We start from the raw sequence: 15427 nt of genomic DNA on the forward strand, positions 1-15427 counted from the left end.
GTTATCCCTCCCGCACCTTCAGGCCGGGATCGACCTTTTCCCTGAGGCTGGACTCGACCAGGTTGTTGAGGGTCGCCTGGCTGGACGGGCAGCCCGAGCACATGCCCAGGAAGCGGACCACCACGGTGTCGCGGTCGATGTCCACCAGTTCGATATTGCCGCCGTCCGCCTTGAGCTTGGGCCGGACGTCGTTGTCGATGACCGATTCGATGAGGTGCATGCGCTGGATGTTGGTCATGCCCTCGGCCGGGAAGGCGGGCTTGTCCGACGGGGTGGGGCAGACGCCCTGGCCGTGGGCCTCGGCCAGGAGGCGTTCGAGGTCGGGGATGCACTTGCCGCAGCCGCCTCCCGCCTTGGTGAAGTTGGTCACGTCCTCCACGGTCTTGAGGTCGTTGACCTTGATGGCCTCGAGGATTTCCTCGTCGAACACGCCGAAGCATTCGCAGATGAGCTCGCCCTCGTGGGAGTGCTCCGCCTTGGAAGGGGCCTCCCCGCGCATGTTCTTGATGGCCTGCTCCAGGGCCTCCTGGCCCATGACCGAGCAGTGCATCTTCTCGCGCGGCAGGCCGCCCAGGTATTCGGCGATGTCCTTGTTGGTGATCTTTTCCGCCTCTTCCACGGTCTTGCCGATGAGCAGTTCGGTCAGGGCGGAACTGGAGGCGATTGCGCTGGCGCAGCCGAAGGTCTGGAACTTGGCGTCGGTGATCTTCCCGTCGTCGTCAACCTTGATGTACAGGGTCAGGGCGTCGCCGCAGGCCAGCGAGCCGACTTCGCCGACCCCGTCGGCGTCCTCGATGGTGCCGACGTTGCGCGGGTTCAGGAAATGGTCCTTAACTTTGTCGGTATATTCCCACATAGTCTCTCCGAGATGGCTGAGGATGTCTGAACAGTTGTAACAAGTGTGATACGATCATATTTGTTTACAGTAAGTCCCGCCGCGCCGACTGTAAAGTCTTGAGGACCGATTACAGCGACATGACCCCGGGAACCTGGGCCGCCTTTTCGTAGACGGCCATGACTTCGTCGGCGGAACACATGGTCGAAGTTATTGTCACGCTGGTATATTTTCCTGTCCTGGACTGGCGGGTCTCAAGCTCTTCGGAAGCGAACAGCTGCTGGAAACGGTCGAGACTCTCCGCCGGGACGATGAATTTGTAGACGTAGGGGCACGGCCATTGATGATGGTCATCAAGAGTCTGCTTGAATTGTTTTAATTTGTCGGACATAAGATTCTCCTGTTTCGTTTTTGACGAAACGGTCTATAGGGGGTTTGTTTCCGGCGTGTCAAACCAGGTCGGAGCATAGCGCAAAGAACCAACTATTCCAATAAAATGGTTTTTCAATCACGGAATTTATAACATCATTCGGGAACAAGCTGGGATATGGTCTATTTTTGAGAAGGGGCGCGCTTTGTGCCTGGAGTCGAACAAGGAAATGAAATGAGTGATATAGTGGACGTCCTCGTCGTCGACGACGAACGGATCAATCTCAAGCTGGTTGAGGGCATCCTCCGGGGGCAGGACCTCAACCTGAAGATGGCCACGTCCGGGGCGGAGGCCTTGAAAATGATCCCGGACCACGACTTCGCCGTGGCCCTGCTGGACGTCATGATGCCGGGGATGGACGGTTTCGAGCTGGCCGAACGGCTGCGGAGCTCGGAGGCCACGCGGAACCTTCCGATCATCTTCATCACCGCCATCAGCAAGGAACAGCGGCACGTGTTCCACGGCTACGAGCTGGGGGCGGTGGACTATCTGTTCAAACCTGTCGAGCCGGAGATCCTGCGCGGCAAGACCAATATTTTCGCTGACCTGCACCGGCACAAGCGGTCCCTGCTGGAGACCACCCGGCGGCTTGAGGCCACGGTGGAGGAGCTCAAGGCCTCCCGGGAGGCCCTGGCCCGGTCCGAGGAGCGCTACCGCATGGTGGCCGACTACAACTACGACTGGGAGAGCTGGATCGGACCGGACGGCAAGCTCCGCTACATTTCGCCTTCCTGCGAACGGATCAGCGGGTACCCGCCCGAACGGTTTTTCGACGAGCCGGACTTGATGCAGCGCCTCGTCCATCAGGAAGACCTGAACAGGTGGATCCAGTTCATGCAGGACGATACCGTGGGCGACGAGGAGAGCCTCGATTTCCGGATCAGCGACATCAACGCCAGGACCAAGTGGCTGAGCCTGGTCCGGCACTCCATTTTTTCGGACGAGGGCGCGCCGCTGGGCATCCGCCTGAGCATGCGCGACATCACCAACCGCAAGCTCATCGAGAGCAAGCTGAAGCACAGCGCCTTCCACGACACCCTGACCGGGCTGCCCAACCGCGCCTTGTTCCTGGAGCGGCTGAACCGGGCGGCGGAGCGGTGTTCGCGCACCGGCGAGCATTTCGCGGTCCTGTTCATCAACATGGACCGCTTCCAGGCGGTCAACGACCACTACGGGCACAGCGTGGGCGACAAGCTCATGGTCCGGCTCGGGGTCAAGCTCCAGCAGAAGGTCCGGCCCATCGACACCGTGGCCCGGTTCGGCGGCGACGAGTTCGGCGTGCTCCTTGAGGACATCCCCAGGCGAAGCGAGGTCCGGCCTCTGATCCGCAAGGTGTTCGACTCCTTCAAGGAGCCGGTGGAGGTGGACGGCATCACCTTCGCCCTGTCGGCCAGCATCGGCTACGACATCGGCTCCAGCGCGGACGTCGACTCCGAGGAGGTCGTGCACAACGCCCAGGTGGCCATGAACGCGGCCAAGGAGGAGGGCAAGAACCGGATCGCGGTCTACGACAAACGCATGCGCGAGGGCATGGTCAACGTCCTGGCCGTGGAAAACGAGCTCAAACGGGCCCTGGAGGCCCGGGAGTTCACCGCGCACTACCAGCCCATCGTCAACCTGGCCGACGGCAGCCTCTACGGGTTCGAGGCCCTGGCCCGGTGGAACCACCCCGAGCGCGGCCCGGTCAGCCCCGGCGAATTCATCCCCGTGGCCGAAGAGACCGGGCAGATCGTGACCCTCGGCGCCCAGATCCTGGAAGAGGCCTGCACGGCCATGCAGGAGTGGACCCGGTTGTACCCGGCGGCGGAGAACCTGACCATGGCCGTGAACATCTCGGCCAAGCAGTTCGCCGAAAGCTCGCTGGCGGGCCACGTGGAGCGCATCCTGGAGCGGTCGGGCCTGCGGCCCGGCCGGCTGAAACTGGAGATCACTGAGACCGTGGTCATGCTCGACGCCATCAAGTCGGTGAATCAGTTGAAGTCGTTGAAAAATCTCGGTATACTCCTGGCTATCGACGACTTCGGCACCGGGTATTCGTCCATGAGCTATCTGCAGAAATTCCCCACGGACCAGCTCAAGATCGACCTGAGCTTCGTCCAGCGCATGGAGTCCACGCCGGAAAACATCGAGATCATCCGGGCCATCGTGAATATGGCCCATTCCCTGCGGCTGCGGGTCGTGGCCGAGGGCATCGAGACCGAGCGCCAAAGGGACTTGCTTTATTCCCTGCAATGCGATTACGGTCAGGGCTACCTGTATTCCCGGCCGCTTCCCAGGGATGCGGCGGAAGAGTTCGTCAAGGATTCCGAGTAGATTAAACAGCATTTCACCCGTCTCAATCACTGGAGCTTTTCCCCATGAATCTCAGCGCACCACAACTGCTCACCTGGATCGTCGGCGTCATCATCGGCCTTCTCGGCATATTCATACAGATCGACGTCATGTCCATCCCGGTTCTTGAGAACCTGGTCCGGCCCTTCTGGCTCGTGGCTACCGGGTTCGTCATCCTGGCCATATCCAATCTCTTCCGCAGTCTTTAGAGGGAGGGGATTCCGCCGCGCCATCACAGGGGCTTGACGAAAAATCGTCAAGCCCCTGTTTTTTTTCTCGTAGGTGTTGTAGAGTGTATTGGTAATCACTACTGATTTGACATTGCTTTGACGGTTGATTCGCAAAGGAGGGTTAGCGTCAATGGCTGATTTGAAACGATGGAGCCGCGACGAAATCTCGCGCATGCGCAGCGACGTGGATCGGCTCTTTGACGATCTGTGCGCCGACTTCAACCTGCCTTCCATGTTCTGCCGCATGGCGGGCGATCTCAGCCTTGAGCAAGAGGGGGAGACCCTGCTGGTCAGGCTCGAACTCGGCACCATGGACCCGGACGACGTGCATGTCTCGGTGATGGACCGGCAGCTCTCCATCGTCGCCGAGACCCGCGAGTCCGGTCCCGGACACGCCAGCACCCACAGTTTCCACAAGGAACTGCGCCTGCCGTGCCGCATCGACACAAGCGGCGTCAGTGCGGAGTTCGCCGACGGCGTGCTCGTGGTCAGGCTGCCCAAGTGCGCGGTCCAGTCGGGGCAAAAAGTTGCAATTTCCCGGAAATAACCTACGGAGACGGATTCATGGCCAAGACAAGCACTACATTCGAAGTTCCCGTTGAAAAGCTCAAGTGGACCCCGGGCCCTGATCAACTATCCATCAAGACGACCGATGACCTTGAACCCCAGAAGGACATCATCGGCCAAAAGCGCGGCGTCGAGGCCTTCCGCTTCGGCCTGGGCATGGTCAAGAAGGGGTACAACATCTTTGTCACGGGCCAGCCCGGCACCGGACGCCTGTCCACGGTGCGCAAGCTCCTGGGCGAGATGGGCGACGGACGCGCCACGCCCAGCGACATCTGCTACGTGAACAACTTCAAGCATCCCGAGGCGCCCATCCTGCTCCGCTTCGAACCGGGGCAGGGCGACCGCTTCAAGAAGGACATGCAGAAGTTCCTGGAGACCATCAAACGCGAGGTTCCGCAACTCTTCGAGAGCGAGGAGTACATCGCCCGCAAGAACGAGATCGCCGAGGCCCATGAGAAGAAGGTCATGGGCTTCTACAAGGCCATCGAGGACCAGGTGAAGGACACCGGCCTGGTGGTGGTCCGCATGCAGATGGGCCCCATCCAGCGGCCCGACGTGGTCCCGCTGGTGGACGGCGAGCCCAAGCGCATGATCGAGCTCGAGGAGCTGGTCGACAAGGGGCGCTTCCCCCGCGACGAGTTTGAAAAACTGCGTGACAAGCGGCTGGAACTCAAGGAGCAGATCGATCACATCGTCCAGGAGCTCAAGGAGCTCCAGAAGGAAGTGGGCGAGAAGCACCGCGAGGTGGACAAGCTCATGTTCCTGGCCCTGGCCCAGGAGTTCGTCAAGCCGCTGTGCGAGGCGTACCACGACGACAAGATCTCGAAATACCTGGACTCCGTGCTCGACAACATGGTCGAGGACCTGGACTCCATCAAGGCCCTGGGGAGCGGCGGCCAGCCCGGCCCGATCCCCGGCATGATCATGCCCGGTCCCTCGGCCGAGATGGTCTTCCAGCCGTATCAGGTCAACCTGCTGGTGGACAACGCCGAGACGCAGGGGCCGCCGGTCATCGTGGAGTCCTACCCCACGTACCGCAACCTGTTCGGCTCCATCGAGCGGGTCATGGACCGCATGGGCGGCTGGCACACGGACTACACCAAGATCAAGGCGGGCTCCTTCGTCAAGGCCAACGGCGGCTATCTGGTCATCAACCTGATGGACGCCATCATGGAGCCGGGCGTGTGGCAGACCCTGAAACGGGCGCTCAAGACCGAAAAGATCGAGATCGAGACCTTCGACCCGTACTACTTCATCAGCGCCACGGGGTTGAAGCCCGAGCCCATCGAGATGGCCGTCAAGGTCGTCGTGCTCGGCAGCCCGTACCTCTACGCCATACTGCGCAACTACGACGAGGACGTGCCCAAGATCTTCAAGGTCCGGGCCGACTACGAGTCGAGCATGGACGTGACCGACGAGTCGGTGCTTGAAGTGGCCCGGTTCGTCAAGGGCGAGGTGGACCGCAACGGCCTCAAGCCCTTCGACCAGTCCGGCGTGGCTGCCGTACTGGAGGAAGGCGTCCGTTGGGCGGGCAGGCAGGAGAAGATCACCACGGCCTTTCCGGGTCTGGGCGATCTCCTGAGCGAGGCCGACTACTTCGCGGGCCGCGCCGAGGCCGACACGGTCACCGGCGAGCACGTCAAGGAGGCCATTAAGGCCAAGGTCTACCGCGCCAACCAGGTGGAGGAGCGCATCCAGGAGATGATCGATCGCGGCAGCCTGTTCGTGGACACGGACGGCGAGGTCGCGGGTCAGGTCAACGGCCTGGCCGTGTATTCCTTAGGCGATTATATGTTCGGCAAACCTTCAAGGATCACGGCGGTTACGTCGCTGGGCAAGGAAGGTATCATCAATATCGAGCGCGAGGCGGACATGTCCGGCCCGACCCACAACAAGGGCATGCTCATCCTGTCCGGATTCCTGCGCAGCCGGTTCGCCCAGGACAAGCCCATGTCGCTCGCAGCCAGCATCGCCTTCGAGCAGTCCTACGGCGGCATCGACGGCGATTCGGCCTCGTCCACGGAGCTCTACGCCCTGTTGTCGAGCCTGTCCGGGGTGCCCATTCGCCAGTATATCGCGGTCACCGGCTCGGTGAACCAGTACGGCGAGGTCCAGCCCATCGGCGGCGTGAACCAGAAGATCGAAGGGTTCTTCCTGTGCTGCAAGCACGCGGGCCTGACCGGCAAGCAGGGCGTCATGATCCCGTACCCCAACATCAAGGACCTGATGCTCCGCGACGAGGTCATCGAGGCGGTCAGGGACGGCAAGTTCCACATCTGGGCCGTGAAGACCATTGACGAGGGCATCGAGATCCTGACCGGCATGAAGGCGGGCGAACGCAAGGCCGACGGCACGTACCCCGCCAAGAGCATCAACAAGCTGGTGGACGACAAGCTGCGGGGGCTGGCCGACAAGCTGGCCGCCTTCGGCAAGGACGAAAAGGACGAGAAGAAGTCCTCCGCCAAGAAAACGACCAAGAGCAAGCCCGCCAAGAAATAGCACGGCGGGCCCATCCGATCACAACAAAAGGGTTGCGACGCGTCGCAACCCTTTTTCGAGGTTTACATGAATCTATTGCGTATGAACATCTGGAGGAAGTGCATCCTTGGCGGCTTCGTCGCCGCCGTGGTGCTCCTGTTCACCATCAATTGGGGCTATCATTTCAACATCGGCCACGTGGTCCGGCTGTTCGTCGGGGCCGCCGCCCTGTGGCTCGTCGTGGACCGGCTCTGAAACGGGCCGATCACGACTGATCGCTTGCCGTGCGGGCGTTCCCGGCCTTTTTGATCACGCCTCGGGCGGGAAGGTCTCGGCCACTATCCGGGCCGTTTCGTCCAACCACTCGCGCCGTTCCTGCGCCGTGGAGGTGCAGACGATCCGGAACATGCGCCGGGTGACGTCCGCCACGCCGCACAGGCCGAAGACGCAGTCCTTCCAGATCCGCTCCAGCGGGTCGCCGAAGACCGTTTCCTCGCGGCCTGCCTCCGTGTTCGAGGTGTTGAGGACGATGGCCTTGTCCGCCTTGAGCAGGCCTACGGGCACGCCCTCGCCGCCGTCTTCCCCGACGAACTCGTAGGCCGTGCCGGGCCGCATGACCCGGTCCACCCATCCGGCCAGAATGGCCGGGGGCATGCCCCACCAGTTGGGATGGACGATGATCAGGCCGTCGGCCTGTGCCGCCTCTTCGCAGTGGCGGGCCACGTCGCCGGGCAGGGTCGCCCCGCGCGGGATTTCCCCGGCGGGCAGCAGGGGGTCGAATCCCTCGGCATGGAGGTCGTGGAAAAGGACCTCGTGGCCGTTTTGCTCCAGGGTTTGCCGCGCGGCGGCCGCGATGGCGTGGTTCAGGCTGTTCGGGTCCGGATGGGCCAGGATCAGGAGTATGCGCATGGTTGTCTTCCTTAGGAATTTTGCCATCCAATAGGCGGAGTTGAACGGAATGGCAAGTTTCTTTCGGGAAAGTACTTGACCTTTCGTTTTGGCCGGACTAATCAAAATCCTAAGAACAAAAGGAACTTTCCATGTTGCGTTTCGAAAACACCATTTCCATCATTCCCGCCAGCCTAGCCGTGGCCAGCGTATGCGTCGTCGTGGACGTAGTAGTAGGTGGTGTTCATAGGGACGCGCCATAGCGGGATAGTTACAAGCGAATTTCTTACAACCCCCGTCGGTGCTAACCGGTGGGGGTTGTTCGTTAATTCCCACCGGACACGGGGCAACAGGAGGCTCTCATGAAAATGTCAGGTGCGGAAATAACCATCAAGTTGCTGGAACGGCAGGGTGTGCGGACCATTGCCGGTATTCCGGGGGGCGCGAATCTGCCGCTCTACGACGCCCTGGGGCAAAGCGGCGAGATCAAACACATCCTGACCCGGCACGAGCAGGGGGCCGGGTTCATCGCCCAGGGCATGGCCCGGGTCACGGGCAAGCCCGCGGTCTTCTTCGCCACTTCCGGTCCCGGAGCGACCAACACCCTGACGGCCATCGCCGACGCCAAGCTCGATTCCATCCCGATCATCTGCATCACCGGCCAGGTGCCCCTGTCCATGATCGGCACTGATGCCTTCCAGGAGGTGGACACCTACGGCCTGTCCGTGCCCATCACCAAGCACAATTTTCTGGTCCGGTCCGCCGAGGACCTGCTGAAGGTCATCCCCGACGCCTTCCGCATCGCCGCGAGCGGCCGCCCCGGCCCGGTGGTCATCGACGTGCCCAAGGACGTGCAGACGGCCATGGTGGAGTTCGACCAGTGGCCCGAGCCCGGCGTCCCGGACGCCACGCCCGAACTGTTCCAGGGCGAGATCGAACACGCCGCGTCCATGATCAACCGCGCCGAGAAGCCCGTCCTCTATCTGGGCGGCGGCGTGATCCAGTCCGACTCCGCGTCCCAGGCCCTGGCCGTGGCCGAGAAGGGGGCCATCCCGGCGGCCATGACCCTGATGGGTCTGGGAACCATTCCCACGGGCCATCCGCTGAACCTCGGCATGCTCGGCATGCATGCGGCACGCTACACCAACCTGGCGCTGGAGGAGTGCGATCTGCTCATCGCCGTGGGCGTGCGCTTCGACGACCGGGCCACGGGCAAGGTCTCGGAATTCTGCCCCAACGCGAAGATCATCCACATGGACATCGACCCGAGCGAGCTGGACAAGATCAAGACCGCCCACGCCTCGGTGCGCGGCGACGTGGCCGACGTGCTCGGGGCGCTGCTGCCGCACATCGAGCGCAGGAACCGGACCGGCTGGAACAGCCGGATCGAGGCCCTCAAGGCCGCCCATCCCATGATCGTTCCGGGCGCGGACGACCCGACCTCGCCCTACGGGGTCATCCTCAAGGCCGCCGAACTGGCCGGGGACCAGGCCATCGTCTGCACCGACGTGGGCCAGCACCAGATGCGCACCGCCCAGGTCTATCCCTTCACCCAGCCGCGCCACTGGCTGACCTCCGGCGGGCTCGGGACCATGGGGTTCGGCATGCCCGCCGCCCTGGGCGCGGCCCTGGCCGCCCCGGACAAGCCGGTCATCTGCTTCTCGGGCGACGGCTCCATCATGATGAACATCCAGGACCTGGCCACGGCCATGGAATACGACATCCCGATCAAGATCATCCTGACCAACAACAACGCCCTGGGGCTGGTCCGCCAGCAGCAGGACCTCTTCTACGGCAAGCGGTACGTCGCTTCAAATTATTGTAAGTGCGTCGATTTTCTGAAGATCGCCGACGGGTTCGGTATAGCCACCTATGACCTGGGCAACTGCGAGGACCCCGCAGGGACCCTGGCGCAGGCCCTGGCCGAGCCCGGCCCGGCGCTGATCCACGTGCCCGTCAGCCCGGACGAACCCGTCTATCCCATGGTGGCCCCCGGAGCGGCCAATTCCCAAATGATCGGAGGTGAGAGCCATGTGTAAGCAGACCGTCATCGAACTGTCCGTGAACAACCATCCCGGCGTCATGTCCCACATCTGCGGCCTGTTCGCGCGCCGGGCGTACAACGTCGAGGGCATTGCCTGCATGCCGGTAAACGGCGGCGAAACCAGCAAGATATGGCTCCTGGTGGATGCCGACGACCGCCTGGACCAGATGATCAAGCAGGTGGACAAGCTTGAAGACGTCCTTGTGGTCGAGCGCTACGACAACGGCCATCCGGTCTTTGCCAAGATGGCCGAATTCGTCCAATAACGCCCCTTCCGAGGGGAGCCTTCCTCTCTCCAGGCCGGCGCAAGCCGGCCTTTTTCTTTTCTCCCGGAAGCCTGACAGTGTGTGGCTGGTATAATACCGTGTTAATACGGAGTGTTATTGCTCCGGCAGGGCGGTGGCTCGCTCCCGAATGTCGACAAGGCGATATGCGTTCACGCTCCCTAAAGTTTATGGCGGGGCTGCCGATAACGCACTTGGTGAACTGTTACCATCGGGAGACGGTATGGCCCTGACCGACATCGAGAAGAGCTTCCTCTACGACTATTCGTTGCAGCTGTTGCAGCAGGACATGCTGACCAACCAGCTGTTCGGGTCGTCGACCGTGGGGCAGAACCTGCGCAGCCTGGTTCTGGGCGGACCAGTCAGGGCGGCCACCTTCACCAATCCCTTCGAGGAGGCCATCAGCGGCCAACTGCGGGGCGATGCTTCGGCCGTGCGCCAGGCCTCGCGCAACGTGGGCGAGGCCGCGTCCATGATGGGCGTGGCCCGGACCGAGATGGGCACCATCGTGGACGCCCTGAACGACATGGAAGACATGATCGACAAGATTAATACCGGCGAGCTGGACGGCACCAGCGCCGTGGTCCAGAGCGATTTCGACGCGCTTCGGGACAAGATCACCGGGACCGTTTCCGGCGCGGACTTCAACGGCATCGCGGTGCTCGATTCCTCCCAGTGGGGAACGGACCAGATCGACGCCAACGGCAACGTCTACATCCAATCTTCCAAGAACGGCGGGTTCAACATCACCTTCCATTCCGTGGACACCCCGTCCAGCGGCGTGGCCTGGAGCGATCTTACCGGCGCGGACCTGGGCGCGGCGGGCACCCGGGCCACCCAGCTCGGCTACGTCCAGTCTCTGCAGAGCGAGATGTCGGCCATCCTGGACGTCTACCAGGGCAAGGAGGACAGCCTCCAGTCGCAGCAACTCAATCTGGAGAGCCAGGCCCAGCTCCTGGACCAGGCTGCCCAGCTGCGCAAGCCGTCGGACCCGGATTATTCCCTGGAACAGCTCCTGGCCGACCTCGTGGCCCGGACCACGGGGACGATATTCGACAGCAACGGCTGATCGCTCTGGTCCGGGAGAAAATAAAGCAGCGTCGGTCCGTATGGTCCGGCGTTTTTTCGCAGGGCAGGGCGGCGTCTTGATCAGAGGGCGCCCTGCCCGCGCGGCCCGGCCCCAAGGCCATTGTTTCCAGCTTCCTTCAGGCGTATGAATTTCCCCGGTGCAAGGATGGCGCACGGTGTAAGGTAGTAGCACATTTTCGCTCTCAACCTCTTGTGATCATACGGATAGACATATGCTGATCTCACGTCGAACCTTTATGCTGGGCGTGCTCGGGGCCGGATGCGTCCTGTCTTCACGTCCCTGTTTCGCCTCCATTGCCCAGGGAATCGTCGCTCCCCTGACGGACGATCAACTGAACGCCTCCTTTGCCGGGCTGTGCGCCGGGGCCGGTCAGCTCCTGGCAGGGCGGCTTTCCCCGAATGACCTTCAGGCCGCGCTGACAAAGGCTCGCGTCCTGCACGCGCGGCTCCTCCCGCTGCCGGACATCGGCGGCCCGGACAATCTGGTCTATTCCAGCTTTGTCGTCGGTCCGCAGTATGTGGCGCTGTATAAGGCCTTGTCCCCGTATGGCGTCACCGCGAAGGAGGTCGGTAAGCTGGTCTACGATCTCGCCGCCCACAGCTACGCGCAGCAGGCGCCGACGCTCAAGGCCAATGGCGAGCGGCTGTTCTCGCCGGGATACTACGCAATTCTGCGGGCGTGGGCGGAGCGCAGCCGACGGAAGCGATATCCCATGGACTGGGTGCAGACTGTCTTTCGGGGCGACGGGACGGACTATGACCTGGGCATCGATTACACGGAGTGCGGGCTGATGAAGTACTTCGCGGCGCAGGGCGTCCCCGAACTCGCCGCGTACCCCTGCTATGTGGATTTCCCCGCCTCGCGCGCGGAAGGAACCGGATTGTACCGGACGACCACCCTGGCCTGGGGTGGGGAAGTCTGTAATTTCCGCTACAGGAAGGGCCGCGCGGTGACGCAGGGCTGGGACAAGGCATAGCGAGGCAGGCCGCAGAGGCCTTCAATGGACACAAGAAAAACGCCCTTCGTGTGAAGGGCGTTTTTCTTAATTATATGGAGCTGCTGGGCGGGATTGAACCGCCTACCTCGTCCTTACCAAGGACGCGCTCTACCGATTGAGCTACAGCAGCGTTCCGGCTGTTTTCGAAGAAATGGCAGGCCGATTTTTCATCGGCCCGCCGGGGTACTTCTTCGTTTGGTCGGGATGAAAGGATTTGAACCTTCGACCCCTTGAACCCCATTCAAGTGCGCTCCCAGACTGCGCTACATCCCGACGCGAAGTGAGTAACTAGCCGTGCACGGGTTTGTTGTCAACGCTTTTTTGAGAAAAAAAGTCAACTTGGCGTTTTTTTTAAGGATTGTTCCCGCCATCCGTGTGTTTTCCGTTTTCGGGATCGGATATTTATAATGGCGTTTTCCTCCGGGCGTGTATAATAGAAAGGCAGGAACGCTGGATAATCCCCGAGGGGCGCAAGCGCAGACCGGTGCGGCCGCCTCGGGTGTTTCACCACATAATGTATAAGTTATCAGGGGGTTGGCATGGCTGATGAAGCTCTGAAAGATATCAATCAGTTTTTGACCTTCACGTTGGGCAAGGAGATCTTCGCCCTGGATATCGGAACTGTCCGCGAGGTCCTGGAGCTGACTTCCATCACCAAGATCCCGAGGACGCCCAAATTCATGCGCGGCGTCATCAACCTGCGCGGCCACGCCGTGCCCGTGGTGGACATGCGCCTCAAGCTGGGCATGTCCAAGGGCGAAGACACGGTGGACACCTGCATCATCATCGTGGAGATCGAGTACGAGGGCGAGTTCACCATCATGGGTGCGCTGGTCGATTCCGTGCGCGAGGTCTTCGAGATGACCCCGGACACCATCGAACCCGCTCCCAAGATGGGCGCGGCCATCAACGCCGAGTACATCAAGGGCATGGGCCGCCAGAACGAACAGTTCATCATCATCATCGACATCAACAAGATCTTCTCCGCCGAAGAGCTGGCCATCGCCAAGAATATGGCCGGGCTGGGCGGAGCCGACCGCGTCCCGGCCCCGGAAGAGGCCGCCGCGCAGGCTCAGGCCTAAAGACGAAACGAAAACCCCCGTCCGGAAAGGGCGGGGGTTTCTTTTTGCCTATCGGCCGTCGGACAGGGCGTCCGCCTTCACCTGAACGGCCCCCAGGTGATAGGCCGTGTGCGCCAGGACCCCGGCCGCGCCCCAGGCGGCCTCCAGGTCCGCAGGGGCGTTGCGTTCGATGGCTTCCCGCAGTCTTGCTGCCTGATCCGCCATTCTCCGGCAGAGGGCGCGCCATTCCGGGTCACCCACCGTGGACACGGCCCAGCTGGAGTCCCAGTTGTATTCCCTGTCCCGCACCCCCTCGATCCAGTCCGTGAAGACGTCCAGGCTGAAGGCCACATGCAGGGCGTGGGTGGCGATGGACGCGCCCGCCACCGGGGTCGACGCCTCCGTCGCGGACAATCCTTGCAGCAGGGTGAGCAGGCCGCCCTGGCCGGGTTCCAGAAACGCGCCCCGGTCCTCTGCGCCGTCGAAGCATTCCCGGACCACGCCGAGTACGGCCCGGACCAATTCCTGTGCGGAGACGAAAGGCGATTGCATGGTTCCTCCTTTGACGAGAGGGTTATTCCTCCCAGTTCATCATCTTGTCCCAGCGGACCTTGCCTTCGGTCTTCTTCTGCTTGCGCAGCAGCACGTAGAGGGCGCCCGCGCCGCCGTGCTTGGGCTGGGCCGTGCAGAAGGCCAGGACCACGCGCCGAAGCGGCTCCTTGGTCAGCCAGGTCTCGGCCTCGGTGCGCAGTATGGGCTGCCCGCCGGGGGAGTTCTTGCCGCGTCCGGTGACCACCAGCACGCAGCGGTATCCCTGGAGATAGGACTCGCGGATGAAGAAGAGCAGGGAGTCGCGCGCCTGGTCCGAGGTCATGCCGTGCAGGTCCAGGTGGGCGGACACGCTCAGGGAACCGGCCTTGAGCTGCTGGAATATCTTGATGTCCAGGCCGCGCACGTAGCCGTACATGAACTCGTCGGTGTATTCGAGTTCGAATTCGATGTCGCCGCGCATGAAGCGGTCCATGTCGTTGCCGGTCTCGTCCTCGAGGGTCTGGGCCGGGCCGGAGGCCACGGCAGGGGGGACCTGGCGGCCGGTAGAGCCATCCATGCGCTGCACGCCCCGCATGGCGGCCATGAAGATTTCCTCGGCTTCGGGTTCGCTCTCGGGGTTGACTTTTTCTTTTGGAGGCTCATTTTTCTGGTACGGAAGGGAGTAGATGTCCTCTTTTTCCTTCTTGAATTTGATCTGCTTGAGATCGCCAAGGTTGTTCATGCGTTTCTTGCCCATCATTTAACCTGCCTTTGGTCGAGCCGAGTATATTCGAAACCCCTGAGGGTGGTGGCTGGTGCCGCCCGGCGCACCGAGCGCTGGACTTCCGCGACGTGCTTGAGTAATGAGCCTGTTGCACATCATTCAAAGCGAGGAATTACATGCTGACCATTGAAGACTTGCATGTCAATATCGGTGACAAAGAGGTCCTGCAAGGGATCGATCTGCAGATAAACGACGGGGAGACCTTTATCCTGTTCGGCCCCAACGGCTCGGGCAAGACCTCCCTGCTCATGACCCTGATGGGTTTCTCCGGCTACGAAGTGACCAAGGGCAGGATCATCTTCAAGGGTCAGGACATCACCGAGGCCCCCATGTACGAGCGCGCGCGCCTGGGCATGGGCATGTCCTTCCAGCGGCCCCCGACCATCCACGGCCTGCGCACCCGCCATCTGGTCCAGATGTGCGCGCGCAAGGGCAAGGTCAACACCGACCTGCTGGCCGAGACCGTGAACATGGGCGATTTCCTCGACCGCGACATCAACGCGGGCTTTTCCGGCGGTGAGATCAAGCGTTCCGAACTGCTCCAGCTCATGGCCCAGCAGCCCGACCTGGTGCTCTTCGACGAGCCCGAGTCCGGCGTGGACATGGAGAACATGCAGCTCGTGGGCAAGGTGGCCCGCGACGTGCTGGACGGCAAGTTCAGCGTGGCCCCGGACCTGAGCCTCAAGGAGCGCAAGGAGCGGGTCAAGACCGCCGGACTGATCATCACCCACACCGGGTACATCCTCGACTACGTGAACGCCGACCGGGGCCAGGTCCTGTATCAGGGCCATCTGTGCTGCGAAGGCCGTCCCAGAGACATTCTGGACCATATCCGGGAGCACGGCTACCAGGAATGTGTCCGCTGCATGAACTAGCC

The 15427-nt window shown here is 62.0% G+C and carries 16 protein-coding genes and 2 tRNA genes; 11 read left to right on the forward strand and 7 right to left on the reverse strand.

The window, feature by feature from the left end; genetic code table 11:
• Nucleotide 1 precedes the first annotated feature (1 nt).
• Complete coding sequence (gene nifU / locus AB6M95_RS02055) at nucleotides 2–856, reverse strand: Fe-S cluster assembly protein NifU (RefSeq protein WP_371385067.1); 855 nt, start codon at nucleotides 854–856, stop codon at nucleotides 2–4.
• 109 nt (nucleotides 857–965) lie between these two features.
• Nucleotides 966–1226 carry a DUF493 domain-containing protein gene (locus AB6M95_RS02060; RefSeq protein WP_371385068.1) on the reverse strand — a complete coding sequence of 87 codons (261 nt, stop codon included), beginning with the start codon at nucleotides 1224–1226 and terminating at the stop codon, nucleotides 966–968.
• A gap of 213 nt (nucleotides 1227–1439) precedes the next feature.
• Between AB6M95_RS02060 and AB6M95_RS02065 the strand changes: the two genes are divergently transcribed.
• The 5 genes from AB6M95_RS02065 to AB6M95_RS02085 all read left to right on the forward strand — a co-directional run bounded on the left by AB6M95_RS02065 (nucleotide 1440) and on the right by AB6M95_RS02085 (nucleotide 7126).
• Nucleotides 1440–3578 carry an EAL domain-containing response regulator gene (locus AB6M95_RS02065; RefSeq protein ID WP_371385069.1) on the forward strand — a complete coding sequence of 713 codons (2139 nt, stop codon included), beginning with the start codon at nucleotides 1440–1442 and terminating at the stop codon, nucleotides 3576–3578.
• Between the two features lie 44 nt (nucleotides 3579–3622).
• A complete protein-coding gene (locus AB6M95_RS02070) occupies nucleotides 3623–3805 on the forward strand; it encodes a hypothetical protein (RefSeq protein WP_371385070.1) in 183 nt (60 codons plus the stop codon).
• A gap of 151 nt (nucleotides 3806–3956) precedes the next feature.
• Complete coding sequence (locus AB6M95_RS02075; RefSeq protein WP_371385071.1) at nucleotides 3957–4373, forward strand: Hsp20/alpha crystallin family protein; 417 nt, start codon at nucleotides 3957–3959, stop codon at nucleotides 4371–4373.
• Between the two features lie 17 nt (nucleotides 4374–4390).
• The gene (locus AB6M95_RS02080; protein ID WP_371385072.1) at nucleotides 4391–6892 is read left to right on the forward strand and encodes a Lon protease family protein; all 2502 of its coding nucleotides are present in this window, start codon (nucleotides 4391–4393) and stop codon (nucleotides 6890–6892) included.
• A gap of 66 nt (nucleotides 6893–6958) precedes the next feature.
• On the forward strand, nucleotides 6959–7126 hold the full coding sequence (locus tag AB6M95_RS02085; protein ID WP_371385073.1) for a hypothetical protein: 168 nt from the start codon (nucleotides 6959–6961) through the stop codon (nucleotides 7124–7126).
• 54 nt (nucleotides 7127–7180) lie between these two features.
• On the opposite strand, the gene AB6M95_RS02090 is transcribed toward AB6M95_RS02085, so the two are convergent.
• Entirely contained in the window at nucleotides 7181–7780 is a 600-nt protein-coding gene (locus tag AB6M95_RS02090) for an NAD(P)H-dependent oxidoreductase (protein ID WP_371385074.1), read from the reverse strand.
• Nucleotides 7781–8121: 341 nt separating this feature from the next.
• Between AB6M95_RS02090 and ilvB the strand changes: the two genes are divergently transcribed.
• The 4 genes from ilvB (at nucleotide 8122) to AB6M95_RS02110 (ending at nucleotide 12153) form a co-directional block, all read left to right on the forward strand.
• On the forward strand, nucleotides 8122–9798 hold the full coding sequence (ilvB, locus tag AB6M95_RS02095) for an acetolactate synthase large subunit (protein WP_371385075.1): 1677 nt from the start codon (nucleotides 8122–8124) through the stop codon (nucleotides 9796–9798).
• A complete protein-coding gene (gene ilvN / locus AB6M95_RS02100; protein WP_371385076.1) occupies nucleotides 9791–10069 on the forward strand; it encodes an acetolactate synthase small subunit in 279 nt (92 codons plus the stop codon). Before ilvB ends, ilvN begins: the two co-directional genes overlap by 8 nt.
• A gap of 241 nt (nucleotides 10070–10310) precedes the next feature.
• On the forward strand, nucleotides 10311–11156 hold the full coding sequence (locus AB6M95_RS02105; protein WP_371385077.1) for a flagellin: 846 nt from the start codon (nucleotides 10311–10313) through the stop codon (nucleotides 11154–11156).
• A gap of 232 nt (nucleotides 11157–11388) precedes the next feature.
• Nucleotides 11389–12153, forward strand: coding sequence for an L-2-amino-thiazoline-4-carboxylic acid hydrolase (locus AB6M95_RS02110; protein ID WP_371385078.1), 765 nt, complete (start codon nucleotides 11389–11391; stop codon nucleotides 12151–12153).
• Nucleotides 12154–12228: 75 nt separating this feature from the next.
• On the opposite strand, the gene AB6M95_RS02115 is transcribed toward AB6M95_RS02110, so the two are convergent.
• A tRNA-Thr gene (locus AB6M95_RS02115) sits at nucleotides 12229–12304 on the reverse strand.
• A 66-nt stretch (nucleotides 12305–12370) separates the two neighbouring features.
• A tRNA-Pro gene (locus tag AB6M95_RS02120) sits at nucleotides 12371–12447 on the reverse strand.
• A 266-nt stretch (nucleotides 12448–12713) separates the two neighbouring features.
• Between AB6M95_RS02120 and AB6M95_RS02125 the strand changes: the two genes are divergently transcribed.
• Nucleotides 12714–13256, forward strand: coding sequence for a chemotaxis protein CheW (locus AB6M95_RS02125; protein ID WP_371385079.1), 543 nt, complete (start codon nucleotides 12714–12716; stop codon nucleotides 13254–13256).
• A gap of 48 nt (nucleotides 13257–13304) precedes the next feature.
• Here AB6M95_RS02125 and AB6M95_RS02130 read toward each other — a convergent pair whose 3' ends face one another.
• Nucleotides 13305–13787 (reverse strand): DinB family protein, encoded by a 483-nt coding sequence (locus AB6M95_RS02130; RefSeq protein ID WP_371385080.1) that lies wholly within the window; start codon nucleotides 13785–13787, stop codon nucleotides 13305–13307.
• 22 nt (nucleotides 13788–13809) lie between these two features.
• Nucleotides 13810–14526 (reverse strand): Smr/MutS family protein, encoded by a 717-nt coding sequence (locus tag AB6M95_RS02135; RefSeq protein WP_371385081.1) that lies wholly within the window; start codon nucleotides 14524–14526, stop codon nucleotides 13810–13812.
• Between the two features lie 140 nt (nucleotides 14527–14666).
• Here AB6M95_RS02135 and AB6M95_RS02140 point away from each other — a divergent pair, with 140 nt between their 5' ends.
• Nucleotides 14667–15425 carry an ABC transporter ATP-binding protein gene (locus AB6M95_RS02140; RefSeq protein WP_371385082.1) on the forward strand — a complete coding sequence of 253 codons (759 nt, stop codon included), beginning with the start codon at nucleotides 14667–14669 and terminating at the stop codon, nucleotides 15423–15425.
• Nucleotides 15426–15427: the final 2 nt, after the last annotated feature.

Source organism: Pseudodesulfovibrio karagichevae (assembly GCF_041414475.1).
In the GTDB taxonomy this organism is placed as follows: Bacteria; Desulfobacterota; Desulfovibrionia; order Desulfovibrionales; family Desulfovibrionaceae; genus Pseudodesulfovibrio; species Pseudodesulfovibrio karagichevae.

Coding starts and splice junctions, on each gene's coding strand:
- AB6M95_RS02070 (WP_371385070.1), top strand. CDS start 3,623: ATGAATCTCAGCGCACCACAACTGCTCACCTGGATCGTCGGCGTCATC.
- AB6M95_RS02085 (WP_371385073.1), top strand. CDS start 6,959: ATGAATCTATTGCGTATGAACATCTGGAGGAAGTGCATCCTTGGCGGC.
- nifU (WP_371385067.1), bottom strand. CDS start 856: ATGTGGGAATATACCGACAAAGTTAAGGACCATTTCCTGAACCCGCGC.
- AB6M95_RS02110 (WP_371385078.1), top strand. CDS start 11,389: ATGCTGATCTCACGTCGAACCTTTATGCTGGGCGTGCTCGGGGCCGGA.
- AB6M95_RS02105 (WP_371385077.1), top strand. CDS start 10,311: ATGGCCCTGACCGACATCGAGAAGAGCTTCCTCTACGACTATTCGTTG.
- AB6M95_RS02075 (WP_371385071.1), top strand. CDS start 3,957: ATGGCTGATTTGAAACGATGGAGCCGCGACGAAATCTCGCGCATGCGC.
- AB6M95_RS02080 (WP_371385072.1), top strand. CDS start 4,391: ATGGCCAAGACAAGCACTACATTCGAAGTTCCCGTTGAAAAGCTCAAG.
- AB6M95_RS02060 (WP_371385068.1), bottom strand. CDS start 1,226: ATGTCCGACAAATTAAAACAATTCAAGCAGACTCTTGATGACCATCAT.
- AB6M95_RS02125 (WP_371385079.1), top strand. CDS start 12,714: ATGGCTGATGAAGCTCTGAAAGATATCAATCAGTTTTTGACCTTCACG.
- AB6M95_RS02065 (WP_371385069.1), top strand. CDS start 1,440: ATGAGTGATATAGTGGACGTCCTCGTCGTCGACGACGAACGGATCAAT.
- ilvN (WP_371385076.1), top strand. CDS start 9,791: ATGTGTAAGCAGACCGTCATCGAACTGTCCGTGAACAACCATCCCGGC.
- AB6M95_RS02130 (WP_371385080.1), bottom strand. CDS start 13,787: ATGCAATCGCCTTTCGTCTCCGCACAGGAATTGGTCCGGGCCGTACTC.
- AB6M95_RS02135 (WP_371385081.1), bottom strand. CDS start 14,526: ATGATGGGCAAGAAACGCATGAACAACCTTGGCGATCTCAAGCAGATC.
- AB6M95_RS02140 (WP_371385082.1), top strand. CDS start 14,667: ATGCTGACCATTGAAGACTTGCATGTCAATATCGGTGACAAAGAGGTC.
- AB6M95_RS02090 (WP_371385074.1), bottom strand. CDS start 7,780: ATGCGCATACTCCTGATCCTGGCCCATCCGGACCCGAACAGCCTGAAC.
- ilvB (WP_371385075.1), top strand. CDS start 8,122: ATGAAAATGTCAGGTGCGGAAATAACCATCAAGTTGCTGGAACGGCAG.